The sequence below is a fragment of the Treponema sp. R80B11-R83G3 genome, from assembly GCF_054786115.1.
In genome coordinates this window covers 1-22,250 of record NZ_BDHF01000020.1, presented here as the reverse complement: position 1 = coordinate 22,250, position 22,250 = coordinate 1, and the positions used below count along the sequence as shown (strand labels likewise).

Genomic DNA, 22,250 nt, shown 5'->3' with positions numbered 1-22,250 from the left:
GTGTTATTTATATTCTATAAAACTTTGGAGGGTTTTATGAAAAAATTAACGGTTATTGGGTTTGCCTTTTTTGGGTTTAGTCTTCTAGGATTAAATGTCTCAGTATTTGCACAATCTGGTGGTAATAATTTATTTAAACCATATTCAAATTTGTCAAATGCAGAAATAATTGGTAATATTCAAGCAACTTTTGAGGCACAATGTCCCAATACGGTAATTACAGAATCGGTAAAAAATAATACTTATATAAGGTTATTAGAAGCCGCAAAAAATGAATATCATGGGAATATTGATGTATGTGACATTACTGTAGTTAAACTTGAAAATATAAGTTGGGCTCGCAATATTTTTAAATTGGCTGCAACTGGTAAAGTTGTATTAATTGGCGGTGGAGGACGGGCAATGGCAAATACAGGTATTGAAGGCGCATTGGCAAGGGCGGCACAAGAAACATTAAAAAATGTTCCTCAAAGATCAAAAATTGCTATCGTGTATATAACAGCTCAAGATAGAAGCACAACTGATTATATTGCAGGGGAACTTGAATATATTTGGGTGAATGACGGTTTTACAATAATTGACAGAAGTCAATTGGATCGGATAAGGCAGGAACAAAATTTTCAATTGAGCGGTGAAGTTGATGATGCAACAGCCGTTTCTATTGGGAAATTTGCCGGAGCAAATATAATTGTAACCGGCAGGGTCGATGGGGAAGGTAATCTGCGTAGATTGCGTTTAAGGGCATTGGATACGCAAACGGCACAAGTTGTAGGCGTGTCATCGGAAAGATTGTAAAAAACAATTGGGGAAAACTCAACTGGCACCTAGCATATGTTATGTACCATTAATTTCTGAAGTTTTCAGAATTAAGGATAAATGCAATAGTTTTTTGCAACAACAATCGTCTACTGGACGTTAAACGGAGGCTTTTTATGTTTAAGTATTTTTTGGGGTTGGTTTTCACTTGTTTTGTGGCGGTAGGTTTTGCTTCTTGCGCTACAGCATCTGTTGTAACTCAGGAATTGTATGAAACTTTAGATAAAGCTCAACCTGGTACATTTGCACAATTTCGTTTTTATATATCACAAGATGTGATTTTTACGGAAGTGGTTCCTCCTAAAATAACAACAGATAAAGATAATACTCGTGTTAAAATAACTACATTTAACAATATCGTAAATATAAAACGTTCAACAACCGGTCGGGTTCAGGGGGAACCAGATGTTAAAATGTTAGAAATTGCCTTTGAGGAATTAAAAGACAAAACAAAACCAACAATAAGGTTTGTACAAAAACCAGAAAAACGTGATAATCAGAATAGATACTATTTTGAATATACAATTGCGAATTGGACTGTTGCGGATAAATCTGGTAAATTAAGAACTACTTATGGACCAGGAATCCAATATAACGGAAAAACATATTTATTGCAATTTAAAGGTAAGGATGAACCTTATTTGTTGTATAATCAAGACGTTAAGGTTAAACAATCCCAAAAAACCATGAAGGGTTTAAAATAATTCAGGTAAATGCAATGTATTTAACACCACTTTTCCCTAGTGTCGTTAGGCGAAATTTATACGCTACTGATAGTGTTTATTGCTAATTGTTCATTGCTAATAGATCACGGTATTAAAATGCTAATTAGCGCTAGAAGATGTATGCCTAATAAAATCCTTGAGTACAGTCAGGGCAGGCTGCGCATGGCAAAAACATCTTCTGTGGGTTCCCTGCCGGAGAGACTTTGAAATAAAACAAAGAAAATTCAGAGAATAAAAGTTCGGCGACAAACCCTAGATAAAGCTTTCTTACTACCGCCATTTAGTCGCCGAAAGGCTCATAGGCAGATTCTCCCAGAGTTTTTGCCATGCGCAGCCTGCCCTGACTGTACTAAAGAAAATCTTTAGGCATACATCGTGTATTGGTTACGCAACAATGCCACGCCACTAATCACCGGAAGGGCTTTGCGTATGTCCGGCTTTTATGCAGTAGAGATATTTTTTAGACAATTATTTGGTATACATCTTAAACCGCAATTTTGGGAAATACGCGCAATGAATCCAATTTGATCTGCCGTGCTTTCCAAAGATCAAGTTTTATCTGCATGGCAAGCCAACTTTCCGCGCTGGTATGGGTAACCTGCGCTATTCTCAACGCCATTTGTGGACTGCATGACGACTTTTCATTTACCAATTCCGAAAGCGCCTTTCGTGTTATGTTCATCATACGAGCCGCATCGGTAACTGTAATCCCCAATGGAACCAGAACATCCTCAAGAAAAACCTTCCCCGGATGCACAGGTTTTCGCAATCTTTCCATAACCTCCTCCTCAATGATAATCCTTATAATCTACCAAAATAGCATTCTGATCTTCAAATTCAAATGTTATACGCCAATTTGCACTTATTGTTACAGACCATGTTCCTGAATCCTGCCCTTTAAGCTCATGCAACCGATACCCCGGCAAGTTCATATCACTTGGAGAAATACTGGCATCCAGACGATCAAGAATACGTTCAATTTTCTGTGAATGTTCAGGTTTTATACCTTTTTTAGAGCCTGTAGTAAAAAAATCTCCAAACCTTTATGCCTAAAAGATTGAATCATAATTAATTTTATAATGTAACCTTAAAGGTGTCAAGTGAGATTTTACTCATAATCGTTTGCTTCGTTACGGTTAAATTTAAAATTTGTCAGATCAAGGCGGCATTTATCAAAAATTGCGCGTCTGGCGGACTGTCTGGCGGTGGCGGGTAATTCTTCGTTTATTGTTATCGTTACTTTCTTTTTTTGCGGAATAGAAATTGGCCTGTCAGGAATAAACCGCTCGTTCTCAAATACGCCTGTGATTACCAACATTTGAACCTCCAAATAACGCTATATATTGTTATTAGTATACCAGAATTTCAGGCAATGAGCAAGACTCCATGCATAGCCTTCGGACAAAACCTCTCTTCCCTCCTTTGCGATCTTTGTTCCTTTGTGCTCTTAGTGAGAATCTTTTCGTATAAACTACCAGTAGTATCAAAGGCCATTTATTGCTAAGATATACTCATGAAGACAACAACAGGACATTGGGCCGACGAAGCGGCGGCGAAAATTATTTTTGATAAGGGCGAAAAAGACCTCTACACTTGCGCGTCGGGGATTACGCCGTCCGGCACGGTGCATATCGGGAATTTTAGGGAAATTATCTCTGTCGATTTGGTGGCGCAGGCTTTGCGCGATATGGGGAAAAAGGTAAGGTTTATTTATTCGTGGGACGATTACGACGTGTTCCGTAAAGTGCCGAAAAATATGCCTAAGCAGAATGAGCTTGAAAACTGCCTGCGCTCCCCTATCACTATGGTTCCTGATCCGTGGGAGAGGGATTCAAGTTATGCGCGTCATCATGAAGTTGATGTTGAAAGCACTCTGCCAAAAGTGGGAATTTTTCCTGAGTACATTTATCAGGCAGAACGCTACCGCTCCTCGCGTTACGCGCAAGGCATACGAAAAGCGCTTGAGAAGCGGGACGCGCTTAAAGAAATTTTAGATAAATTCCGCGATGAGGATCATAAGATTCAGGGCGAATGGTGGCCTGTCAGCGTTTTTTGCGAAAAATGCAATAAGGATGAAACTGAGATCGATAGCTGGGATGGCGATTGGGGTTTGAGTTACCATTGTAGCAAGTGCGGCAATAAAGAGACATTAGACATCCGTAACGCGAAGGGCATCAAGCTGTCGTGGCGAATCGACTGGCCTATGCGCTGGGAATACGAAAAAGTTGATTTTGAGCCGGCGGGCAAGGATCATCACAGTCATGGGGGGAGTTTTGACACGGCGCGTCATGTTTGCAAGGACGTGTACGACTGGGACGCGCCTGTCACTTTCCGCTACGATTTTATCGGCACAAAGGGGCTTCCGGGAAAGATGTCGTCGTCGTCGGGTAACGTAATTACTCTTGATGACGTGCTTAATGTTTACACGCCGGAAGTGGCGCGTTATCTGTTTGCGGGAACAAGGCCGAATACTGAATTTACAATCTCATTTGATCTTGACGTGATAAAAATTTACGAAGACTACGACAAAACAGAGCGTATTGCGTGGAAAATAGACCAGGCAAAAGATGAAGCGGCATATCAGAAAGAGCGGCGTATTTATGAACTTTCGCAGATAAGCGCTGACGGAAAAACACGGCGGTTAGAAGACATGGTAAAGCCGTATCAAGTTCCGTTCCGCCACTTATGCAGTTTGATTCAAATAGCGGACGGCGACATTGAAAAAACACTTTCGGAAATTTCTGCTAACGACGGCAATTTAAAGAAAGAGCAGTTTCCCGCCCTAAAAACCCGCTGCGAACGGGCAAAGTACTGGGTAGAGAACTGCGCACCGGAAGATTTCCGTTTCCGTTTATTGCCTGAAGGAAGCGCGGTAAAATCTTCTTTCTCGGAGACTGAAAAAAACGCGGTGCGCGTCCTTCGCGATGACGTTATCTGCAATATTGAAACATTCACAGACGATAAAACCTGCTCTTCGGCAATTTACGCCGTTGCTGAAAAAGTGGGAATTGACGGCAAAGCTCTTTTCACTGCCGCCTATCAGGCGTTAATCGGCAAAGATCAAGGACCGAGGCTTGCGAGTTTTTTAAGAGCGATAGACAAGCGGCGGTTACTGGGGATACTGAAGAACTATTAATTCGCAAGAGTTCACACCAAGAACACAAAGGACGCTAAATAATAGCACGGCGAAGCCGTTTAGATGATTAATGCCGCATGGCGAGAGCACCAATAAATGCCGCTGTCTGTAATAAAAGTAAGGGTACCTTTAAGTGACCGACAGTGCGAGAAGATCACAAAGAAGGGGGAAGAGGGGATTCTTGTTCGTAATCTTATCGTGTAGCTCAAGTTTTACCTTAGGACAAAAACCCCTGATTCTTCTTTGTGTGAAATCTTCTCTCTTAATTCCTAAAACTATGAATAGGCGCAGGAATTCTTCCCCCACGGTTAATAAAAGCGTCGCTTTTTGCGGAGTTAACCGCCATTATCGGGGAGCCTCCTAAAAGGCCGCCGAATTCCGCCCATTCGCCGGCTTTTTTGCCGGGGACGGGGATTACGCGCACTGCGGTTGTTTTGTTGTTTACCATGCCTATTGCCATCTCATCGGCGATAATTGCGGCTATTGTCGCAGACGAAGTGTCGCCGGGGAGGGGAATCATGTCCAGCCCTACGGAGCAGACGCAGGTCATCGCTTCCAGTTTATCAAGGGAGAGGGAGCCGCTTTTGACTGCCGCCACCATGCCTTCGTCCTCAGAGACGGGGATAAACGCGCCGGAAAAGCCGCCTACATGGATAGACGCCATTACGCCGCCTTTTTTTACCATGTCGGTTAACATCGCCAAGGCGGCAGTCGTTCCGTGGGTACCGGCGGCTTCAAGGCCTATTTCTTCAAGTATTCGCGCTACAGAGTCCCCTACCGCCGGAGTCGGCGCAAGTGAAAGGTCTAATATGCCGAAGGGGACTCCTATGCGGCTCGCGGCTTCAAACCCTACAAGCTGGCCCATTCGCGTTATTTTAAAAGCGGTCTTCTTGATAGTGTCAGCTAACGCGTCAAAACTCATTTCGCGGCAGTTTTCAATTGCGGCTTTTATAACTCCAGGACCTGAAACTCCCACATTTAGGACGCTCTCCGCCTCCCCTACCCCGTGAAAAGCTCCCGCCATAAAGGGATTGTCTTCGGGCGCGTTACAAAAGACAACCAGTTTAGCGCAACCGATGCCGGATTTGTCCGCAGTCGCTTCGGCTGTTCTTTTAATTATTTCACCCATAAGACGCACCGCGTCCATGTTAATGCCGCTCTTTGTAGAGGCGACGTTTACGGAAGCGCACGTTCTTTCAGTCGCGGAAAGCGCGTCTGGCAAAGACCTAATCAGTTTTTCATCGCCCGATGAAATCCCTTTTTGAACAAGTGCGGAAAAGCCGCCGATAAAATCAACGCCAAGTTCTTTCGCGGTTTCATCAAGCGTTTTAGCAAACGGCGTATAATTATCTTCCTCGCATGATGCGGCAATAAGTGAAATTGGCGTAACGGAGATGCGCTTGTTGATTATCGGAATGCCATATTCAGTTTCAATATCACAGCCTGTTTTAACAAGCGGACCGGCGACACGCAAAAGTTTTTCTCGTATTTTCTTTCGCGTAACATCTCCCGTAGAACTTATACAATCCAAAAGAGAGACGCCAAGCGTTATAGCGCGTATGTCCAACTTGTAGCGCATAAACATATCTACTGTTTCTTTTATTTCAAACGGCGTAAATAACATAATATCCTTTTCTATTCTACCACGAACTAAACGAACAACGACAAGATATGTGCAAAAAGTTCGTGGTGTTCGTGTGGTTCGTGGTAGAATTCTTCTTCAAATCTATATCCTATGCATAGCGGAAAAAACTTTCTCATGCATAAGACTTATGCTTACATTTAACGTATCCCCAAGAGATGCAAGTTCTTTCTTTATTTCTTCCAGCGCTTTTGAACAGGAGCTTAAATTTATCATCATCATCATTACAAAGTTTCCGCTTAATACGGTCTGAGAAATATCTTCGATATTAATATTCCGCTCCGCCAAAAACGCGGAAACTTTCGCTATTATTCCAACCTTGTCCGTCCCTACAACCGTAATTATGGCGTTCATAGGCTTCTTAGAATCCTCTCCGCTTCCGCCTTGCCGGAATAATTGGGGTTTCGGCTAACTAAGTCTTGCAAATAACGTTTCGCGTCCGCGTTCTGCCCAAGAGATACGCATGTCATTCCAAGCTCATACATGGCGTCCCAATTGTCAGGCGCCACGCGAAGCACCGCCTGATAGGCGCTCTGCGCTTTTTGAAGATCGCCCAATCCAGTATAGGCGCGCGCGAGATTAAGGCGCACTACTGAATCATTGGGCCTTATATTCAATGCGCGCTCATAATAGATAATGCTGGAAGACCAAATTTCCTGTTTCGCGTAAACCGCGCCTAAATTGTTGTTTACCTCAAAGTTAGAAGAATCGATTGTATAACCTTCGTTAAGCCATGAAATAGCTTCTGCAAAATTTCCGTTGGCAAGATATATACTGCCAAGATTAATTCTGGGACGCAGGTATTTAGCGTCCAAAGACGCGGCTTTTTTATACGCGGCGACGGCCTGATCAAAAGCGCCAAGCGCTTCACAGGCAAGCCCCAAAGTATACACATAAACCGCGTTTAAAGGACTCGCGTCTACGGCTAACTTCGCGAAATTTAGAGCTTCGGTATTTTTTTTAAGTTCCAGCTTTACTACCGCCATATTGTAATTTGTCTGTGGATCAGACGGGTTATTTTTCATCGCCTTTGTAAAGATAGTTTCCGCTTCCGTATAGTTGCCTGCCTGACTGTACGCGGCGGCCAATTCGCACATTGTATTGAAATCGTTGGGATTGTACTGTAACGCGCTTGTAAATGATTTAATCGCGCCATTCGTATCCCCTTTTGCCAAAAGAAGCCTGCCTATCTCACGGTGCGCGGCGGAATAATCGGCTTTTATCTCAACAGCCTGCCTATACGCGGCAAGCGCGTCGTCAAGACGGTTTAAGGCGCGTAACGTTCCGCCAAGATTGTACCACGACGTTTCAAACTGCGGATTAATTTTTGTCGCCGACTGAAAACTGTCCCTTGCTTCCGAATAACGTTTCGCTATAAACAACATCCTTCCCAAATCATGGAAGTACATGAAATTTGAAGCATCAAGACGCGCCGCTTCCCTAAACTCGTTTATCGCTTTTTCAGTTTGATTAGCGTCACGCGCGATACGTCCAAGAACATAATGCGGCAGCGCCTGAGTGGGATCTTTTGTTATAGCTTCACTTGCCAATTGCGACGCGTGGTTACCCGCTTCACGCCCGGAGTTATTATTGGTATTCCTTGTGCTGAAATCATAATAAGCGTCAGCCATTTCAGAGAGTTTTTGAGCGTCAAAGCGCGTTTCACTTGGCGGGATTAATTTTCTCGCTTCATTAAATAACTGCGTTCCCCCATGCAGATCATTGGCGACAAGTTTTGCTTTGCCGTCAGCGACAAGGTTATTTACCTTTCGCATTATTTCCTGCATTTCACGGCTTGCTTTTGCAAGCTCTTCTTCCTGCGCTTTTTTTCTGGCCTGCTCAGCCTCGGCTGCGGCCTTTCGCTCCGCTGCGGCCTCCGCTTCCGCAGCCGATTTAGAGGACGCGTCTGCTCCCGCTCTTTGAATACTGGAAGCAAGAGCGGCGTTTTGCCGCTGCTGCTCCTCAAGAAATCTGCGCTGAGCCTCAAGAAGGGCATCCGTCCTGTCGTTGCCATTTCCGCCGCCGCCGCGATCCATGCTTAGTATGGCGCGTTGAAGCGCGATGGCGTCTTCATCATCGGGATTATCAATTAAGAGGCCGTCAAGAAGATCTAACGCCCTGTCATATTCCCCGCTTTGCGCGTAAGTATTGGCAAGTTTAAGTATATTACTTCTTCTCGCGTCAGTGCCGTTTTTTGAAATATCGGCATCATCCGCGCTTTTATTACGGAGCGTCAAAAAAAGTATCAGCCCCGTAACAAGCAGAACAAGCAAAGCTCCGCCCGAAATTAAAAGAATTTTTTTCTGGTTTTGCGTCATTTATATTCCCTCCCTTATATTGCTTTTTATTCTAACTCAAATTCACCGTCATAATTTTCAACGCTTTCCGTACCGGAAGAAAGTCCCTTGCTGGAATCGGCAACCGATTGAAGTGAAGCGGAAACTGAATCTAAAAGTCTTTGCCTTTCTTCGGCAATTCTTCGCGCTTCTTCTTCAGCCATGATCCTTTTCATTTCCGCCGCGGCGGCTTCCGTTTTAATTAAGTTTACTAGCTGTTCAATTTTTGCCCGCTGTGAAGAACGCGGATCCAACTGCAAATACTGTTCGTAATCAGAAATAGCGTTTTTCAAATTCCCAGTTTTAATGCGGGTGTTCGCCCTGCCAAGATACGCGTTGGGATAACCCGAATCAAAACCAATTGCCTGAGTATAGTACTGTTCGGCCGTGTCAATACTTCCCTTTTGAAAATAAACATTACCCAGATTATTCGCGACATTGGCTGAAAAATTTCCCGCAGACGGTAAAATCCGCCTGTAAATAGATATGGCGTCTTCCGCCCTGCCAATTTGCTCATATACAATGCCTAAATAAATATATGCGACAGGATTACCGGGATCATCGGAAATCGCGCGAATAAGGAAATTCTCCGCCTGGGCAGGCTGATTTTTCATCAAAAGTTCTTCACCCTTCGCGAAGTTCGACTGCCCGTAGCAAAGACCGGCAAAAAATAATAACACCCAAATCAAAATAATTTTTTTTGTCATCTTTCCCTTCCTATATTCAATATAATACATTATTATTGGTAATATATCATATATAAATATCGACAAAAAAGGACTTTGTATTGAAAATACTGTGCATTTCCGACCAAATTGACCCTCAAATCTACTCTCCCCGGATAAAAGAGCGTTTTGGGGATGTCGATTTGATTCTTTCCGCCGGAGATTTGCCGCTGGATTACCTCGATTTTATCATTTCCAGCTTAAATAAGCCCTTATTTTTCGTTTTCGGCAACCACCATACCGAGGAACTGCGCCACTATAAAAAACCCTGGAATATCCTGATGTTACAGGAAGTCAGGGAATATTTAGGCTGCGGCGCCATTTATCTTGGCTCAAAAGTTAAAAAAGAGGGGAATTTTATAGTAGCCGGTTTTGGCGGTTCCATGCGTTACAATAATGGCCCCAATCAATTTACAAATTTTGAAATGAATATTGAGATATTAAAAATAATACCAAAACTTTTTTGGAACCGTATTGTACACGGTCGTTTTTTGGACGTTCTTCTGACCCACGCTCCGCCAAAAGGCGTTCACGATAAAAACGACAAGTGCCATCTTGGTTTTAAATCTTTCTTGTGGTTTATGAAGGTATTTAAACCAAAGTATCTTGTACATGGCCATATTCATTTATATGATTTAAACGATATTCGCAGCACAAAATGGAATGATACGACGGTGATTAACGCTTACAGCCATTATGTTATAGATTTGGGAGATTAAAATGGCAAGTGACATAGTAACGCAGATGGCTTACGCCGATTTTTCCCGCGCGAGGGGAAAGGCGATGTTATCGCAAATACAGAATTTTTTAAATACGGATCGTGACAAACTTCTTTCGTTTAACGATGTTAAGGGCATACTAAAGCCCAAAAACGAAGTATACATGGGAAGCCAGACGGTGCCGATAAAATTGATTGTCGGCAGCGAAGGCCGTTACCACGATTTTAATAAATATTTTCTTCCGCGCAAAGATCATATGCGCCAACGCTGGCAAAGAGTTGACGAAGCGCATATCAGGGATATAACTCTTCCCCCAATCCTCCTGTATGAAATTGGCGGAGTTTATTTTGTCCGAGACGGCAATCACCGCGTATCTGTCGCAAAAATGCAAGGCGTTGAATTTATCGACGCGGAAGTAATCAGTCTTACGACTGAGATAAATATACATCCCTCAATGACTACGGAAGAATTAACAGCCGAACTTATCAAATATGAAAAAAATATTTTTTACAGCGAGACGCTATTCGGCGATTTAACTGACTACTGGGATATGAATTTCAGCTCCCCCGGACGTTATGACGTTATTTACAATCACATACTTGTCCATAAATACTACTTAAACGAGGATATCGAAGAGGAGATACCTTTTAACAACGCCCTTGTATCATGGTACAATAATGTGTATAACCCCGTAATAAAGATAATCAGGGAACAATGGCTGCTTGTCCATTTTCCCGGAAGAACGGAAGCCGATCTTTATGTGTGGATAATAAAACACTGGGATTTCTTGAAAAAGAAATACGGCACTTATCCGCTTCACAAAGCTGCGGGAGACTTTTCTAAAAAATACGGACAAAGAGAGGGTAAAGTTTTTAGGTTTTTAGGGCTGTTAGTTGACAGATTGTTTCATAAAGGTTAATTGAGAATTTTCACAATTAAATCATTTTGATCCATTATAAGTAATGTACTGCTTACGGACTGTATCTATGGCAATATTTATATGTTTAGAAAAATCCTCAGAAATATGCTCAAGCACGGAATTTTGATCATCGGTTGTTCCCTCGCCCTTGAAAAGCGCCCAAACTTCGACATCAAGGGCTTGGGCAAGATTACAGAGCGTTTTAGCTTGTGGAAAATTATTTCCCCTTTCAATATCTGAAAGGGAAGTTATAGAAATATGGGCTTTTTCAGCCAAATCTGCCTGTGATAACTGCTTACGGAAGCGAAAAAATTTGATGTTTTTACCTACTTTTTCCTTTAATTCTTGCTCTTGCATCTATAAATACCTTTCCTTACCCACTTTTTTATTAAAACAAGCCCAAAAACTATTGACAAACAGCCTATGCCTGTATACTATATAGGCTACGGCTTATGTATAAATTGCGGAATTTATAAGCTTACGAGACGTTATTCAAATTTTTACAAAAATGCCGATTTCCGGCTTTTTGATAATCCTGCCCGTATGGGCGGGAAATACTAACAACGAGGGGTAAATCCTCGGGAAAACAAGGAAATATTGCTGAGCGGCGTTCCGGTGGCATCGCCAACTTGTTGGCGCAGACGGCGTTTTAATCTTAACTTGTTTTTTAAGAAAGGAAGGGCTTTTATGAACAAAAAAGCAATTTGTATTGCATTAGTACTTTTGGTTTTTTTTGCAGTTGGTTCGATCTTTGCTGATGAAATACTACAATGCAAGGATCCTAAGGATGGCAAAGTAACAATCAGCAAAATGGGAGACCAGGTACTTGCTACTTATTCAGGAAAATCTGCTCAAAATTTTGATGTTCTTGTTGAACTAAAGGATGGCACTGTTCAAAAGTTGAGCTTTAGCTTTCCAAAAACTACCAGTGAACAAACACGGACACAATACAAACAAGCAAGATGTCCTATCGAAAAAGTGACAAAATGTAACTTTCAAGAGTATTAAAAAAACTGTAATCATATTCTGTAGTTGCTACCGGCTACAGATATTTTTTTATTATCCATAAATTCTCCGCAACGAGTTTAAACTACGGAAGGAGTTTAATGAGAAACATATTTTTCATTCTTGCTGGCATCTCTATGGCGATTGGAGCGTTAATATATCCATTATTCAGAGATCCAAATCTGTTGATATGGAATTTCTTTCCAAAACCTGTTTTCTGGGATATGTGCAGAATCCCAATAAATGAAAAAAATGTTTTAACGGCTGTATTTGTATATAGCGGTCCTGATTTTTTATGGCTATTGTCGGGGATATTTTTACTGCGCGGCGTATGGTTATTTCAGCCAAAAACCCAAGATGTATATATTGCAGCATTTTACATCATAGCGGCTGTCTGGAATACAGGGCAATATTTTAACATAGTTCCCGGCACATTTGATTTTTTAGACCTTCTTACCATGTCAGGCGTTGCCTTGACAGAAGGTATAATTTTTAACTTTTTCATCAGAAGGAGGATACAAAATGATGAAAAAAAATGTTAAGCATATATTGCTTATTTTATTAATTATTGGTTTTATCGTACTGGCGCTGGGAAGCACGGAAAGCAGTCCATCTTATTATGACAACTCATCGTCTGGTTCAAGCGGTGGCAGCGGCGGTGGCGGTTCGAGTACGGAATTGAATTGGATTGTGTTTGTTTACTATTCAACTCCGAATGATTCAACACGGCGGCAAATAACATATACAGTAAGAACTTCAACGCAAATGGCAGCAGAAGATGAAGGGGAACGTCAATTTAGAAGAACATTCCCCACCTATAAAGTAGAAGGTGTTACTGCGATTAAAGGAGTTAATTTTTAAAAAAGGAAATCCAATGACGTAAATGCATCTGTGTTTGACACCTAAATTCTAATAAGCCATCCCTGTAAATTGCAGGGGTGGCCTTAGAGTCAAACAAGGAAAAAGATAACATACTGTTATACATTATGATGGCGCAAAAGTGTCTGTCACCATTTGATGTAATCGGTAATTGTCAGATGTTATGTAAAGATTGCCATGCGGATATTACCGCTAAACAAAATCAAGGGGGATAGAGCGGATTTGTGCGGACTCTGTAAAATATTTATTAATTTTGTAATTTGCCGTTTTTCATCGCATTAACTGAAAGGTCTGTCATTGTCGTAATTTTAGGTCTACCACCCTTCTTTCCGTTTTCTGCTGAACTTACCGCTTTTTTTTCTGATTTTACAGAACCTAATAAAGCTCCAGCATTTATCACCCTTCCGCAGTGCGGGCATAATAAATTATTTCTTTTTTTCATACATCAATATTAACCTAACGATAGGTTTTTATCAATACATTTAAAATAATAATTTAACTATTTTATCTAATACGGCAAGCGAATAGTGGGGCTGGATCAATCCTGATTAAATTTTCCCAACCAAGACATGAGAACAAACCCAAAAAGTGCACTATTATCCACATATATCCCTACTTGATTTTTATTATACTTGTTATATAATAAATATAAGAAGAAAAGAGCCACAGTTATAAAAAAATTCTGTGGAGAATGGAATATATAAGCCCTTATATAAAAGCGTCCTATATGGGAGCAAAGGAAAAAAATGATAAACACTTTATCTAAAGAAAATGAACAACAATTAAATGTTCAATCACAAAGAGAGAATCTTTTTAAGCTTTTTTCGTTTGTCAAGAAAAATACTGATCATATTCTAGAAGAAGATACCAATGCTTTTTTTTCAAAAAACCCGCTTGTAGACATAGAAACTATAGCAAAAAATTTAGGGCTTACAGAAATTCAAAAGGTTGCCCCAAAAGATGTTGATTATAAACATGCTCGGCTTAAAGGTAAAATAATTCTCGTAAATAAAGAAGATACCCCTGGAGAACAACGTTTTTCAATAGCACATGAGATTTTTCATTTCTTATTTACCGAAAAAGAAGCGGCACGATCTATGTCTAATCCCGAATTAGAAATCTGGAAGATTCATAAAGAAAATACTTTTGAATATCCAAATAAACTAATAGCAACAGCTACCTCAAAAGAGTTAGGTAAATTTATATCTGGATTAATTGGCAAAGCTGTTTCTGAGAAAACAGAAAAAATTGTTTTTGAAAAAATAGGAAAAAATGTTTTAGAAATAATGACAAAATATATTGCTGAACCAAAAGAGTTTATTTCCAATGAAACAGCACTATCCATATATCAAGAAATAAGTAACGCTATTTATGAAGTAATATCAGAAATTATTACTGAAGAAGTAGCAGATTATTTTGCGGCAAACTTAATTGTCCCTACTGAGCGGTTCATATTATGGAAAGATAAATCAAATAAAGAAATTGCCGATGCGTTCAGAGTAACTGAAGATTGCATCCGAAAACGCAGGGAAGAAATAGATAATGAGCTGTATTTTATGGTGCCGAAAGATTTATCTTCCGATATAAAAATAGAAGAAACTGCCCTTTTGTCATATGACGAGCTTGATCACATTTTGGAGGGCTATGGTGTAAATGCTACAGGACGAGGTTAGCTGTTTCCTTCGTAATACATATAAAAAAGATATTTTCCGTTATAGAGGATATGCGTTTAATAAGATTTGCAAGTGGGTTGATATGTTTCAGCCAAATTCAATAAATTATTATAAGCAACTTTTACAACTAATAAAAGATGACAAAGCCAAAGAAGAAAATAAAAAACTTGCCAAAAAAGACTCTGCAAATGAAAATGGTTGGTATATGCCACTTTCAATAAATCCCAAAAAATATATTGTTGTGTTTTTTGAAATAATATATCAAGAAAAATCTAATTTATCAAAAATAGATCATTATGACATTTATGATTTTAAAATAATAGATAAATAGTTTGTTTGATAAAATATATAATATTAGTATATTTTATTATTAATTACCTGATTGCGTTAAATTTTATATTCTTTGAACATTAAGACGCTTTAAACTTGATAATCTTCTATTCTGGCTTGTTTTCCATAATTTCATATATTTAAGGGGACTTCGGGCAACCAGAATCTGAGGTTCCAGCCGCTGACATATTCCTCGGGCAACCCGGATTTGGGGTTCCGGTCGCTGACATCCTGTCAGCTCCCTTCACCCCCGCCTACGCGCTCCCCGGCGCGTCAATAGGGGAACCTTCGACCTGCGGTCTCGGTTGAGGTTCCTGCGCCGGATTTATTGGTCAAGGCTTACGCCTTAGCATTATCACAGGAGCGCTCCGTTTCAAATCCGTCTTTTATTTAAAAATTTTAATATAATCCGTTCTTTAAAAATTTATATCTTATTTTTTATCTTATCGGGCAACCCGGATTTGAACCGGGGACCTCTTGGTCCCGAACCGTTTTTAAGCCCTTATGTATAAACAAATACAATAATATATAGAAGAAACTATATAGAAACTATCAAATATAGTCAATTATCGGCATATATAACTATTGACCTTTTTATTAACCCCCGCGCCGCTGAACCCTTATTGACCTCCCTATTGACCTTCCAAAACCCCAAATTTACCCCTGTTTTTCCCATTTTACTATACAAGCAATAAGCGGTATTTGAAAAAAAATGATCTTTTTTAAAAACTTTTTTATAAAAAGGCTTGCAAACCCAAGCGGTTTGGGATATATTTATATTATAAGCTGTTAAACAGCGGGGGGTTGTAATGGAAGTTAAATTAGGTAAATGGGAAAAGGGCGAAACGAAAAGGATTTATTTTAACGCTCCGGCATTAGGAAATTCAAAGGCTTTCGCCTTCGCAAACAAGGACGGAAATTTTGAAATCGGTCAGCAGGTCTTTACGCCGGGACAGGATAAGACGTTATCCGATGCGATAAACGCCGGGGTCGAGGCAATCGAAAAGATAATCGGAAAACCGATTATTTATAACACGAAATTTATCGACGTTTGGTCGGCGATTAATTAAGGCAGGGGGGTAAATTATGAATATTGAATATACATTTAACGAATTGGAAAACGAAAATGTTTATTTCCCCTTTGACGGGAAAACGCTATTTTCAATGGGAGCGCCTGAAGAAACAAAAAAGCCAGGTATATTTTGGAGTCCGGCGATAACCGAAGACGGAACGCCCTTTGATTTATACTGGGAGCGTTCAGGGCGATGGGGGTCTAGCGAATTTTTTACATTGCAAAACGGCGAAGCCGCCGATTTGGGATAAGGGGGAAATTATGAACGAAGCGGTTAAAAAGTATTTGGCGGAAATCGGAAAAAAGGGCGGGTCGGCGAAGACGGAGCGGAAGGCTGAAACCGCAATCGAAAACGGCAGGGGGGGCGGTCGACCGCCATTGGTTATAAAAAAGGCAAATGTCGCCGTCAGGGAAATGATAAAAAAGACTTCTATTAAGGGCGGGAAAAAAGTTTCTGACCCTCATGTTACGGGTTGGACTTTGTCTTATAAGTTCCCCGACGGAACGATTATAAAAGAATTCTATCAAAAGGGATTCTATGATAAAAAACGGGCGATACACGTCTTTTATAAAACGTGTGTCGAGCCTAGACAGGCGGAATATGAAAGGGGGAATAATTGAAAATTAAAGTAAAAATTTGGCTCGATTCGGCGGCTGTATCTATGGGCGGGGAATCGGCGGCGACATGGGCAGGGGCGGATTTCCGGGCTTTTATGGCGGCGATAATAGCGTCGCCCGGTTCCCCGGTTTCTTCTATATTATCATCCGCGCCCGGCGCGGAACCGCCTATTTTTTGCCGGTCATAAATCCCGGTTCCGGGAATACCGGTATTAGCAAAAACGCCGTTTTTGCCCACGTTTACGGATGCGCCCTTTACCCCAAAAGTGCCGGAAATGCCGGATTTTGAAACATTTAACTTAACACCGGGAGCTATTTTGATTGATTTTCTGAATCTCATAAAAAAATTATAACCCTGTTTTCAGCATACCACAAGCCATTAACACGGCAAAGTTGCCAAAAATTCCCCTTCTGTCGCGTCAGGGAACCTCTTAAAATACGCCGCCCTTTTCACGTTTACCCATTCCGCCCACGTGTATTCCTTGCCCCGGTACGTCCATATTTTAGGCTGGGCCGCCCTGTAAACGCCGTATTTGCGGATAGACGGCAAAACCTCGCTGAAAACCCATGTTTGAAAGCGTTTAGCCTCCGGCTTGCGTGATTTAAAAACAAGCCGGTATAAACCAGCCTCGTTGACAATACGCATTTTTTGAGAACCGCCAAGGGTGGGTATAATATACCACCCCTTTTCATTTTCGGGTATATCTGAAAAAGTATGCCCTGATTTTTTAATTCCCAGAAAGTCACAAACATCGGCGGCAACAAACCACCTAGAATCGCCCTTTTCGATAATACGGATGTTATTAGGGTTTCTCTCAAAGTAAAAATGCGCTATTTTTGCCAATTCATTCATTTTTAGATGCCCTTTTTTCCCCTTTTGCGGCTTTTTTTAACCCGTCATTCCATGCTTTTTTAACATCTTCCCTAAATTTCTGTAATTCAAGCCTTTCATCGGCGTATTTTTGAACCTCTTTTTGACCTTCCGGCTCTAATTTTCTAAAAACTGCCAATAGTTCCTCGTGCTTTTCCATAACCCTTATCATTCCGCCAATGCCATTTAATAACCAGTTTTCATTGACATTGAATTCAAAACAGATTATTTTTTTAGTTCGATCTGATAAAGGTTCATTACCGTTTTCAATACCCGACAATAAACTTTGCGATATTTCTAACCGTTTAGCAAAATCGCCTTGTTTTAAGCCCGTTTCTTTACGAAGAATTTTTATTCTTTCCCCTATTTCACTCATATTTTTATTTTATCAGAAACTGAAAAAAAGTCAATATTTTTTCAGTTTAGACTTGACATTATTTTCATTTTCTGATATTATTTATCAATAGCAGATATTTGGGGAGGTTTTGTGGAAATGAACATTGAAGAAAAGAAGTTTTTTGACGTTTTTGAAAAATTGGAACCGTCACACCAAGCAGAGGTTGTAGCTCATGCAAACCTGATTTTGCACATACAGGAAAGCACCAAAAAGCGGATGATTGAGTTTTTAACCAATTCCGGCCCGCAATACGCCGACCGGAACCCGGCCCCGATGGGCGCATTGAAGGAGGCCGTCAATGGATAAGACAGCAAAAAAACAAACAAAACTTGACAAGATAAAAGACCTTTGTTTTAAACGCCGGAAATACCTTGAAAACTCAATAAAAAAATTCAGTGAATTGGAAAACGAAAACAAAATGGACGGGCGTGCAAGGGAATATTTAACGGAAATAACGCGATCCCGGCTGGATGAAATAAACGGCGTTTTAACGCTGATTGACTCCAAGAATCCGCTATCATGGGAATCTTCTTTTGTTAGCATGGATGTACTGCCCGGCGAGGAGACCATCAATGACAAACATCATTAAACCCGGCTTTTCCGCGCCGGTTTATGTTTCCGGGATTAAATACCCTTCACTTTTTTCCGCGTCCATCGAAACCGCTATTTCAAATGTTTCTTTTTTTAAGGCATTCAAAAAAAGCGGCGGGGAACCGTGCAAAATAAAACGCAATATCGTGGTTTTGGAATCGTGGGTAATAAACCGAATTCAGTTTTTAAGGATGAGCGTATGATTGAACGCAAAGAAGAATTATTGTTGCAGGGCCACCAGATTGAATTGGCAAAATTAACCCTCGCGTTTAATCAGTTGGCAGAAACGGTAACTGCAAAATCAAAATATGATGATATTCCGGAATGGTTGACGCTGGAGGCCGCCGTAAAATTAAAAGGCGGCGGCGCGTTAGCAAGCTACAAAAATGATTTAATACTCCAGCCGTGTTGCGGAACCAATTCAAAGTTAATAGGCGGGCGGAAATGTTGGCATAAAAATAATGTTATTGATTGGCTTAATATATCGGATAGCGATTTAAAAGCCTATGCGGAAAAATGGAAGGTTAAACTGCCGGAAAAATATTTAAGGAGGAGCGCGTAATTATGAATTTTATATGGCTAGGTGACCAATTTGTAAATCTTGACATGGTTTTTTCAATTTCTTACACCCACATAAATGATGGACTGATGTTATCAATTTTAAACGCAGGAGACTGTGCGCCGTTAACGGTTTTTCCAAGTAAAGAAGAATTGGAAATATTAAGAGTAAAAACAAATATTGATTTAACGGAGTTACTATGAACCATTTTATAGGAATAGGCCGTTTAACGGGGGGGGGCTGAATTAAAACGTTTAGACAACGGAACTCCATTATGCAAATTTTCTATTTGCATAAATAAAACATGGAAGGATAAAGACGGCAACAGGCAAGAAAAGCCCAGTTTCTTTAATTGCGTTTTGTGGGGCAAATATGGCGAGTCAATGTCAAAGTATTTGACAAAAGGAAAACAGGTTGCCATTGCCGCTGAATTAGAACAAAACGCGTGGGAAGATAAAGACGGCGTTAAGCATAACGGAGTGCAGTTAAACGTCAATGAATTGCACCTGTTGCAATCGCCTAAAGGGGAAAACGGCGGCGCGGATGTTCCGCAAGGAAAAGCAACCGCGCCGGAAAAGGATGATGTGCCATTTTAGATAAAGCCGCCTAGCGGCTAACATTTTATTTCATATATTAAGGAGCCTAATATGAACCGGACAAATAGAAGTTGCCAAAAATATACCGCTGATCAATGGGTTGAATGTGGCAAAGTAATCCTAGAAAATATTGAAGGGGGAAAAGTTACCTTGTTTCAACTTTTAGCGTTAGTTGAAATGGCAAGAAATATAGAGGTTGAACCATGATTTTTGTATCGTACTTTACAAAAAAGGGCTGAAAAAATGATAACAAGGGAACAATTTCAACTGTTTGACGAGTTGTATCAATATTATAATAATGAGCTTTTCGGGGGAACGTTAGCTGACTGTATAATCATAACACAAAAAAGCAAAAAGGCAACAGGTTCATTTTCACCGGCGCGGTGGAAAAATAAAATAAAAGATGATGAACAAAATATCCATGAAATAACTTTAAATCCTGAATGTTTAGACGGCCCGGATGAAGAATGGCAACAAACACTAGTACATGAAATGGTTCATTTATGGCAAAGGGATTTTGGCAAAATTTCAAGGGCTGGTTATCACAATAAACAATGGGCTGACAAAATGGAAGAAATCGGCCTTATGCCGTCAAGTACCGGCAGGGAAGGCGGAAAAAAAACGGGGCAAAGAATGAGCGATTATATTATTCCCGGCGGCCTTTTTATAGAAGCGTATAAACGCTTAAAAAATAAAAAATTAAAATACGCGACTAACCCGGTATTTTTTGACGGTTCAAAAATACCCGGTAAAAAATCGCGTTCAAAAACAAAATATACTTGCGCTTGCAACAATAATATATGGGGCAAGCCCGGTTTGTCAGTTACTTGCAATAACTGTAAAAAGTTATATATAGAAGCGGAATAAATAATAAGGAGCCATTATTTATGGGAAAAGTGATTACTAACGCAAGCTGGAAGGGCGGAACCGGCAAAACAACACTAGCCGCCTATCAAGCCGCAATATTAGCGGCTAACGGTTTTAGGATTTTAGTCATAGACCTTGATCCTAATTGTGCAATTAGCCAGATTTTCGGCGTGATTTTTAAGGATGTAACATCTTTAGATTTTTTAACCGGAGCATGGGATGAATTCAAGGGCGTTTATAACGCCGCTGAAAACATTGACATAATCCCCGGAAATCTGAATAACGGCCTGTTAAATAACATCATGGATTTAAGCCTAAAAAACGCGCTGAAACGATCCGGGCTAAAGGAAAAATATGATTATATCATAATCGACCCGCCGGGCTTTTGGGGGGTTCATACCCGGAACGCGGTTTTTGCCGCTGATACCTTAATCATTCCCGGAACGTGTTCAAGGATTGATTTCGAAGCGTCAAAATTGTTTTTCAAAACATTGCAACAAAGCGGGGTTGAAACTGATACCTATATATGCGTGAACGCATACAACGAAAAAACTAACCTCCCCGGTATATGGGAAATGTATCAAAACGAGTTCAAAGAATTCCTAATTGAAAAGCCGGTTCCGTATATAAAAACATTGAAACGGCTGACAAATGACATAAAAAATTATGTCATACAAACAACGGTAAAAAATCGGCTGGGGTTTCTTATTCAAGTTGTAACAGGGGGCAAAGTATGAAAATAATATTTTTATTATTTTTCGTTTTAATCGCATTTACGCTAACTTTGGGGTGCGTTTATTATTCCATTGTGTTTTTTATAGATATAAAAAATATACTGAAAAGACGCAAGCCGATAATTGAAAATGATCTGTCTCTTTTTGTTAAAGACAACATACAAAGAAAGAACGGCAGTTTTACAACGGTTAAATCTGTATATGAGCGTTATCTAAAATATACTGAAAAGATTGGGGAAGAACCAATGACAAGAGTTAAATTTTCACGATATTTTAGACGCGGTTGTAAATATATACAAATGGTACAAAAACGGAGTGATTTTTTGCCTGAATTGTATTTTACAAACATTCTATTAAAGCCTAATAAGGAGGAGTCAAATGCCTAAAATGGAAGCGGCAAGTCTAACTATAAAAATTAGCCTTGCGCAAATTGTTGACACCGGAAACATCCGGGAAAAAGCAAAGTATAGCCCTAATGAAAAGGGCGAGTGGCCGCAAGATGTGATTGACCTTGCAATGTCAATCAAAACAATGGGTTTATTGCAACCTATTAACGTTAAATTAAGCGGGGAAAAAGACGGCGTAAAAATGTATGAAATCACCGCCGGAAACCGCCGCCGCGCCGCGCATGAATATCTTGTTTCTTTAGGCGAAGATTTTACGCAAATTGACGCTAAAGTAATAACCGGCAATAAACTGGCGATTCAATTAGTTGAAAACATCCAGCGGGAAGATTTAACCGCGCAAGAACGGGAGGCGGCAATATTTCAGCTAACGGAAACAATGAAACAAAAGGAAATTGCCGCGCAATTATCAAAAACACCGGCTTATATATCCGTTAATGTTTCAGCGTATAAAATCCGGGAAAAGGGGATTAAAGCCGGAATTGATTTAAGCGCGGTTGAAACGTCAACTTTAGCGGAATTTTTAAGTGTGCCGGATAATGAAATAGTTTCCCTTTTAGAAAAATTGAAAGAGGCGGGCGGAACCCGCGCCGCCGCAAGTGCGCTGGCGGCAAGGTTCAAAAAGGGAAAAGAAAC

35 protein-coding genes and 1 pseudogene are annotated in these 22,250 nt (G+C 40.5%); 24 read left to right on the top strand and 12 right to left on the bottom strand.

Annotated elements, in window-relative coordinates:
• Positions 1–36: 36 nt before the first annotated feature.
• Both ACYVRH_RS04895 and ACYVRH_RS04890 read left to right on the top strand, forming a co-directional pair.
• Positions 37–795: a CsgG/HfaB family protein gene (locus ACYVRH_RS04895; protein WP_461255810.1), complete on the top strand. Its 759-nt coding sequence runs from the start codon at positions 37–39 to the stop codon at positions 793–795.
• Positions 796–932: 137 nt separating this feature from the next.
• Positions 933–1,520, top strand: coding sequence for a hypothetical protein (locus ACYVRH_RS04890; RefSeq protein WP_461255809.1), 588 nt, complete (start codon positions 933–935; stop codon positions 1,518–1,520).
• Between the two features lie 505 nt (positions 1,521–2,025).
• Here ACYVRH_RS04890 and ACYVRH_RS04885 read toward each other — a convergent pair.
• From ACYVRH_RS04885 to ACYVRH_RS04875, 3 genes are all read right to left on the bottom strand, one after another.
• Positions 2,026–2,319, bottom strand: a complete 294-nt coding sequence (locus ACYVRH_RS04885; protein WP_461255808.1) for a HigA family addiction module antitoxin — start codon at positions 2,317–2,319, stop codon at positions 2,026–2,028.
• A 10-nt stretch (positions 2,320–2,329) separates the two neighbouring features.
• Positions 2,330–2,512 carry a type II toxin-antitoxin system RelE/ParE family toxin gene (locus ACYVRH_RS04880; protein WP_461255811.1) on the bottom strand — a complete coding sequence of 61 codons (183 nt, stop codon included), beginning with the start codon at positions 2,510–2,512 and terminating at the stop codon, positions 2,330–2,332.
• 137 nt (positions 2,513–2,649) lie between these two features.
• Positions 2,650–2,859: an antitoxin AF2212-like protein gene (locus ACYVRH_RS04875; RefSeq protein WP_461255807.1), complete on the bottom strand. Its 210-nt coding sequence runs from the start codon at positions 2,857–2,859 to the stop codon at positions 2,650–2,652.
• Positions 2,860–3,054: 195 nt separating this feature from the next.
• On the opposite strand from ACYVRH_RS04875, the gene lysS reads away from it, so the two are divergent.
• On the top strand, positions 3,055–4,677 hold the full coding sequence (gene lysS / locus ACYVRH_RS04870; RefSeq protein WP_461255806.1) for a lysine--tRNA ligase: 1,623 nt from the start codon (positions 3,055–3,057) through the stop codon (positions 4,675–4,677).
• Positions 4,678–4,939: 262 nt separating this feature from the next.
• On the opposite strand, the gene ACYVRH_RS04865 is transcribed toward lysS, so the two are convergent.
• From ACYVRH_RS04865 to ACYVRH_RS04850, 4 genes are all read right to left on the bottom strand, one after another.
• Positions 4,940–6,301, bottom strand: a complete 1,362-nt coding sequence (locus ACYVRH_RS04865; protein WP_461255805.1) for a DUF711 family protein — start codon at positions 6,299–6,301, stop codon at positions 4,940–4,942.
• Positions 6,302–6,403: 102 nt separating this feature from the next.
• Complete coding sequence (locus ACYVRH_RS04860; RefSeq protein WP_461255804.1) at positions 6,404–6,673, bottom strand: ACT domain-containing protein; 270 nt, start codon at positions 6,671–6,673, stop codon at positions 6,404–6,406.
• Positions 6,670–8,637: a tol-pal system YbgF family protein gene (locus tag ACYVRH_RS04855; RefSeq protein ID WP_461255803.1), complete on the bottom strand. Its 1,968-nt coding sequence runs from the start codon at positions 8,635–8,637 to the stop codon at positions 6,670–6,672. The genes ACYVRH_RS04860 and ACYVRH_RS04855 overlap by 4 nt, the downstream gene beginning before the upstream one ends.
• A gap of 26 nt (positions 8,638–8,663) precedes the next feature.
• On the bottom strand, positions 8,664–9,362 hold the full coding sequence (locus ACYVRH_RS04850; protein ID WP_461255802.1) for a tetratricopeptide repeat protein: 699 nt from the start codon (positions 9,360–9,362) through the stop codon (positions 8,664–8,666).
• A gap of 80 nt (positions 9,363–9,442) precedes the next feature.
• Between ACYVRH_RS04850 and ACYVRH_RS04845 the strand changes: the two genes are divergently transcribed.
• Positions 9,443–10,099 (top strand): metallophosphoesterase, encoded by a 657-nt coding sequence (locus ACYVRH_RS04845; protein ID WP_461255801.1) that lies wholly within the window; start codon positions 9,443–9,445, stop codon positions 10,097–10,099.
• Between the two features lies 1 nt (position 10,100).
• Complete coding sequence (locus ACYVRH_RS04840) at positions 10,101–11,018, top strand: transcriptional regulator (RefSeq protein ID WP_461255800.1); 918 nt, start codon at positions 10,101–10,103, stop codon at positions 11,016–11,018.
• A 21-nt stretch (positions 11,019–11,039) separates the two neighbouring features.
• Here the strand turns inward: ACYVRH_RS04840 and ACYVRH_RS04835 are convergent, their stop codons facing one another.
• The gene (locus tag ACYVRH_RS04835; protein ID WP_461255799.1) at positions 11,040–11,375 is read right to left on the bottom strand and encodes a helix-turn-helix domain-containing protein; all 336 of its coding nucleotides are present in this window, start codon (positions 11,373–11,375) and stop codon (positions 11,040–11,042) included.
• Positions 11,376–11,705: 330 nt separating this feature from the next.
• Between ACYVRH_RS04835 and ACYVRH_RS04830 the strand changes: the two genes are divergently transcribed.
• The 3 genes from ACYVRH_RS04830 (at position 11,706) to ACYVRH_RS04820 (ending at position 12,884) form a co-directional block, all read left to right on the top strand.
• Entirely contained in the window at positions 11,706–12,026 is a 321-nt protein-coding gene (locus ACYVRH_RS04830) for a hypothetical protein (protein WP_461255798.1), read from the top strand.
• A 98-nt stretch (positions 12,027–12,124) separates the two neighbouring features.
• Complete coding sequence (locus tag ACYVRH_RS04825; protein WP_461255797.1) at positions 12,125–12,565, top strand: hypothetical protein; 441 nt, start codon at positions 12,125–12,127, stop codon at positions 12,563–12,565.
• On the top strand, positions 12,546–12,884 hold the full coding sequence (locus ACYVRH_RS04820) for a hypothetical protein (protein WP_461255796.1): 339 nt from the start codon (positions 12,546–12,548) through the stop codon (positions 12,882–12,884). The genes ACYVRH_RS04825 and ACYVRH_RS04820 overlap by 20 nt, the downstream gene beginning before the upstream one ends.
• A gap of 265 nt (positions 12,885–13,149) precedes the next feature.
• Here the strand turns inward: ACYVRH_RS04820 and ACYVRH_RS04815 are convergent, their stop codons facing one another.
• On the bottom strand, positions 13,150–13,344 hold the full coding sequence (locus ACYVRH_RS04815; protein WP_461255795.1) for a hypothetical protein: 195 nt from the start codon (positions 13,342–13,344) through the stop codon (positions 13,150–13,152).
• Positions 13,345–13,648: 304 nt separating this feature from the next.
• Between ACYVRH_RS04815 and ACYVRH_RS04810 the strand changes: the two genes are divergently transcribed.
• From ACYVRH_RS04810 to ACYVRH_RS04790, 5 genes are all read left to right on the top strand, one after another.
• On the top strand, positions 13,649–14,575 hold the full coding sequence (locus ACYVRH_RS04810) for an ImmA/IrrE family metallo-endopeptidase (RefSeq protein WP_461255794.1): 927 nt from the start codon (positions 13,649–13,651) through the stop codon (positions 14,573–14,575).
• 82 nt (positions 14,576–14,657) lie between these two features.
• On the top strand, positions 14,658–14,906 hold the full coding sequence (locus tag ACYVRH_RS04805; RefSeq protein ID WP_461255793.1) for a hypothetical protein: 249 nt from the start codon (positions 14,658–14,660) through the stop codon (positions 14,904–14,906).
• Positions 14,907–15,714: 808 nt separating this feature from the next.
• Positions 15,715–15,975, top strand: a complete 261-nt coding sequence (locus tag ACYVRH_RS04800; RefSeq protein ID WP_461255792.1) for a hypothetical protein — start codon at positions 15,715–15,717, stop codon at positions 15,973–15,975.
• A 16-nt stretch (positions 15,976–15,991) separates the two neighbouring features.
• The gene (locus tag ACYVRH_RS04795; RefSeq protein ID WP_461255791.1) at positions 15,992–16,228 is read left to right on the top strand and encodes a hypothetical protein; all 237 of its coding nucleotides are present in this window, start codon (positions 15,992–15,994) and stop codon (positions 16,226–16,228) included.
• Between the two features lie 10 nt (positions 16,229–16,238).
• Positions 16,239–16,598 carry a hypothetical protein gene (locus ACYVRH_RS04790; RefSeq protein ID WP_461255790.1) on the top strand — a complete coding sequence of 120 codons (360 nt, stop codon included), beginning with the start codon at positions 16,239–16,241 and terminating at the stop codon, positions 16,596–16,598.
• Here the strand turns inward: ACYVRH_RS04790 and ACYVRH_RS04785 are convergent.
• The 3 genes from ACYVRH_RS04785 to ACYVRH_RS04775 are packed head-to-tail and all read right to left on the bottom strand — an operon-like array spanning position 16,564 to position 17,842.
• Complete coding sequence (locus ACYVRH_RS04785) at positions 16,564–16,935, bottom strand: DUF4236 domain-containing protein (RefSeq protein ID WP_461255789.1); 372 nt, start codon at positions 16,933–16,935, stop codon at positions 16,564–16,566. The two genes, ACYVRH_RS04790 and ACYVRH_RS04785, sit on opposite strands and share 35 nt — an antisense overlap.
• Before the next feature lie 39 nt (positions 16,936–16,974).
• Positions 16,975–17,448: a BRO-N domain-containing protein gene (locus tag ACYVRH_RS04780; protein WP_461255788.1), complete on the bottom strand. Its 474-nt coding sequence runs from the start codon at positions 17,446–17,448 to the stop codon at positions 16,975–16,977.
• Positions 17,441–17,842 (bottom strand): helix-turn-helix domain-containing protein, encoded by a 402-nt coding sequence (locus ACYVRH_RS04775; RefSeq protein ID WP_461255787.1) that lies wholly within the window; start codon positions 17,840–17,842, stop codon positions 17,441–17,443. Before ACYVRH_RS04775 ends, ACYVRH_RS04780 begins: the two co-directional genes overlap by 8 nt.
• 117 nt (positions 17,843–17,959) lie before the next feature.
• On the opposite strand from ACYVRH_RS04775, the gene ACYVRH_RS04770 reads away from it, so the two are divergent.
• From ACYVRH_RS04770 to ACYVRH_RS04720, 11 genes and pseudogenes are all read left to right on the top strand, one after another.
• On the top strand, positions 17,960–18,169 hold the full coding sequence (locus ACYVRH_RS04770) for a hypothetical protein (RefSeq protein WP_461255786.1): 210 nt from the start codon (positions 17,960–17,962) through the stop codon (positions 18,167–18,169).
• On the top strand, positions 18,162–18,452 hold the full coding sequence (locus ACYVRH_RS04765; protein ID WP_461255785.1) for a hypothetical protein: 291 nt from the start codon (positions 18,162–18,164) through the stop codon (positions 18,450–18,452). The genes ACYVRH_RS04770 and ACYVRH_RS04765 overlap by 8 nt, the downstream gene beginning before the upstream one ends.
• Complete coding sequence (locus ACYVRH_RS04760) at positions 18,436–18,657, top strand: hypothetical protein (RefSeq protein WP_461255784.1); 222 nt, start codon at positions 18,436–18,438, stop codon at positions 18,655–18,657. The genes ACYVRH_RS04765 and ACYVRH_RS04760 overlap by 17 nt, the downstream gene beginning before the upstream one ends.
• Entirely contained in the window at positions 18,654–19,016 is a 363-nt protein-coding gene (locus ACYVRH_RS04755; protein ID WP_461255783.1) for a hypothetical protein, read from the top strand. Before ACYVRH_RS04760 ends, ACYVRH_RS04755 begins: the two co-directional genes overlap by 4 nt.
• A gap of 2 nt (positions 19,017–19,018) precedes the next feature.
• Entirely contained in the window at positions 19,019–19,216 is a 198-nt protein-coding gene (locus ACYVRH_RS04750; RefSeq protein WP_461255782.1) for a hypothetical protein, read from the top strand.
• A 48-nt stretch (positions 19,217–19,264) separates the two neighbouring features.
• Positions 19,265–19,609, top strand: a pseudogene (locus ACYVRH_RS04745) (single-stranded DNA-binding protein); the annotation flags it as partial.
• A 51-nt stretch (positions 19,610–19,660) separates the two neighbouring features.
• Entirely contained in the window at positions 19,661–19,816 is a 156-nt protein-coding gene (locus ACYVRH_RS04740; protein WP_461255781.1) for a hypothetical protein, read from the top strand.
• Positions 19,817–19,852: 36 nt separating this feature from the next.
• Complete coding sequence (locus ACYVRH_RS04735) at positions 19,853–20,476, top strand: SprT-like domain-containing protein (protein WP_461255780.1); 624 nt, start codon at positions 19,853–19,855, stop codon at positions 20,474–20,476.
• A 20-nt stretch (positions 20,477–20,496) separates the two neighbouring features.
• Positions 20,497–21,213 carry a ParA family protein gene (locus ACYVRH_RS04730; protein WP_461255779.1) on the top strand — a complete coding sequence of 239 codons (717 nt, stop codon included), beginning with the start codon at positions 20,497–20,499 and terminating at the stop codon, positions 21,211–21,213.
• Positions 21,210–21,596 carry a hypothetical protein gene (locus tag ACYVRH_RS04725; protein ID WP_461255778.1) on the top strand — a complete coding sequence of 129 codons (387 nt, stop codon included), beginning with the start codon at positions 21,210–21,212 and terminating at the stop codon, positions 21,594–21,596. The genes ACYVRH_RS04730 and ACYVRH_RS04725 overlap by 4 nt, the downstream gene beginning before the upstream one ends.
• A partial coding sequence (locus ACYVRH_RS04720) for a ParB/RepB/Spo0J family partition protein (protein WP_461255777.1) occupies positions 21,589–22,250 on the top strand: 662 nt, incomplete at its 3' end. The genes ACYVRH_RS04725 and ACYVRH_RS04720, both read left to right, overlap by 8 nt.

What these genes read in the sequence shown, in the direction of transcription:
- ACYVRH_RS04895 (WP_461255810.1), top strand. Translation starts at nt 37, where the DNA reads ATGAAAAAATTAACGGTTATTGGGTTTGCCTTTTTTGGGTTTAGTCTT.
- ACYVRH_RS04890 (WP_461255809.1), top strand. Translation starts at nt 933, where the DNA reads ATGTTTAAGTATTTTTTGGGGTTGGTTTTCACTTGTTTTGTGGCGGTA.
- ACYVRH_RS04885 (WP_461255808.1), bottom strand. Translation starts at nt 2,319, where the DNA reads ATGGAAAGATTGCGAAAACCTGTGCATCCGGGGAAGGTTTTTCTTGAG.
- ACYVRH_RS04875 (WP_461255807.1), bottom strand. Translation starts at nt 2,859, where the DNA reads ATGTTGGTAATCACAGGCGTATTTGAGAACGAGCGGTTTATTCCTGAC.
- lysS (WP_461255806.1), top strand. Translation starts at nt 3,055, where the DNA reads ATGAAGACAACAACAGGACATTGGGCCGACGAAGCGGCGGCGAAAATT.
- ACYVRH_RS04865 (WP_461255805.1), bottom strand. Translation starts at nt 6,301, where the DNA reads ATGTTATTTACGCCGTTTGAAATAAAAGAAACAGTAGATATGTTTATG.
- ACYVRH_RS04860 (WP_461255804.1), bottom strand. Translation starts at nt 6,673, where the DNA reads ATGAACGCCATAATTACGGTTGTAGGGACGGACAAGGTTGGAATAATA.
- ACYVRH_RS04855 (WP_461255803.1), bottom strand. Translation starts at nt 8,637, where the DNA reads ATGACGCAAAACCAGAAAAAAATTCTTTTAATTTCGGGCGGAGCTTTG.
- ACYVRH_RS04850 (WP_461255802.1), bottom strand. Translation starts at nt 9,362, where the DNA reads ATGACAAAAAAAATTATTTTGATTTGGGTGTTATTATTTTTTGCCGGT.
- ACYVRH_RS04840 (WP_461255800.1), top strand. Translation starts at nt 10,101, where the DNA reads ATGGCAAGTGACATAGTAACGCAGATGGCTTACGCCGATTTTTCCCGC.
- ACYVRH_RS04835 (WP_461255799.1), bottom strand. Translation starts at nt 11,375, where the DNA reads ATGCAAGAGCAAGAATTAAAGGAAAAAGTAGGTAAAAACATCAAATTT.
- ACYVRH_RS04830 (WP_461255798.1), top strand. Translation starts at nt 11,706, where the DNA reads ATGAACAAAAAAGCAATTTGTATTGCATTAGTACTTTTGGTTTTTTTT.
- ACYVRH_RS04825 (WP_461255797.1), top strand. Translation starts at nt 12,125, where the DNA reads ATGAGAAACATATTTTTCATTCTTGCTGGCATCTCTATGGCGATTGGA.
- ACYVRH_RS04820 (WP_461255796.1), top strand. Translation starts at nt 12,546, where the DNA reads ATGATGAAAAAAAATGTTAAGCATATATTGCTTATTTTATTAATTATT.
- ACYVRH_RS04815 (WP_461255795.1), bottom strand. Translation starts at nt 13,344, where the DNA reads ATGAAAAAAAGAAATAATTTATTATGCCCGCACTGCGGAAGGGTGATA.
- ACYVRH_RS04810 (WP_461255794.1), top strand. Translation starts at nt 13,649, where the DNA reads ATGATAAACACTTTATCTAAAGAAAATGAACAACAATTAAATGTTCAA.
- ACYVRH_RS04805 (WP_461255793.1), top strand. Translation starts at nt 14,658, where the DNA reads ATGTTTCAGCCAAATTCAATAAATTATTATAAGCAACTTTTACAACTA.
- ACYVRH_RS04800 (WP_461255792.1), top strand. Translation starts at nt 15,715, where the DNA reads ATGGAAGTTAAATTAGGTAAATGGGAAAAGGGCGAAACGAAAAGGATT.
- ACYVRH_RS04795 (WP_461255791.1), top strand. Translation starts at nt 15,992, where the DNA reads ATGAATATTGAATATACATTTAACGAATTGGAAAACGAAAATGTTTAT.
- ACYVRH_RS04790 (WP_461255790.1), top strand. Translation starts at nt 16,239, where the DNA reads ATGAACGAAGCGGTTAAAAAGTATTTGGCGGAAATCGGAAAAAAGGGC.
- ACYVRH_RS04785 (WP_461255789.1), bottom strand. Translation starts at nt 16,935, where the DNA reads ATGAGATTCAGAAAATCAATCAAAATAGCTCCCGGTGTTAAGTTAAAT.
- ACYVRH_RS04780 (WP_461255788.1), bottom strand. Translation starts at nt 17,448, where the DNA reads ATGAATGAATTGGCAAAAATAGCGCATTTTTACTTTGAGAGAAACCCT.
- ACYVRH_RS04775 (WP_461255787.1), bottom strand. Translation starts at nt 17,842, where the DNA reads ATGAGTGAAATAGGGGAAAGAATAAAAATTCTTCGTAAAGAAACGGGC.
- ACYVRH_RS04770 (WP_461255786.1), top strand. Translation starts at nt 17,960, where the DNA reads ATGAACATTGAAGAAAAGAAGTTTTTTGACGTTTTTGAAAAATTGGAA.
- ACYVRH_RS04765 (WP_461255785.1), top strand. Translation starts at nt 18,162, where the DNA reads ATGGATAAGACAGCAAAAAAACAAACAAAACTTGACAAGATAAAAGAC.
- ACYVRH_RS04760 (WP_461255784.1), top strand. Translation starts at nt 18,436, where the DNA reads ATGACAAACATCATTAAACCCGGCTTTTCCGCGCCGGTTTATGTTTCC.
- ACYVRH_RS04755 (WP_461255783.1), top strand. Translation starts at nt 18,654, where the DNA reads ATGATTGAACGCAAAGAAGAATTATTGTTGCAGGGCCACCAGATTGAA.
- ACYVRH_RS04750 (WP_461255782.1), top strand. Translation starts at nt 19,019, where the DNA reads ATGAATTTTATATGGCTAGGTGACCAATTTGTAAATCTTGACATGGTT.
- ACYVRH_RS04740 (WP_461255781.1), top strand. Translation starts at nt 19,661, where the DNA reads ATGAACCGGACAAATAGAAGTTGCCAAAAATATACCGCTGATCAATGG.
- ACYVRH_RS04735 (WP_461255780.1), top strand. Translation starts at nt 19,853, where the DNA reads ATGATAACAAGGGAACAATTTCAACTGTTTGACGAGTTGTATCAATAT.
- ACYVRH_RS04730 (WP_461255779.1), top strand. Translation starts at nt 20,497, where the DNA reads ATGGGAAAAGTGATTACTAACGCAAGCTGGAAGGGCGGAACCGGCAAA.
- ACYVRH_RS04725 (WP_461255778.1), top strand. Translation starts at nt 21,210, where the DNA reads ATGAAAATAATATTTTTATTATTTTTCGTTTTAATCGCATTTACGCTA.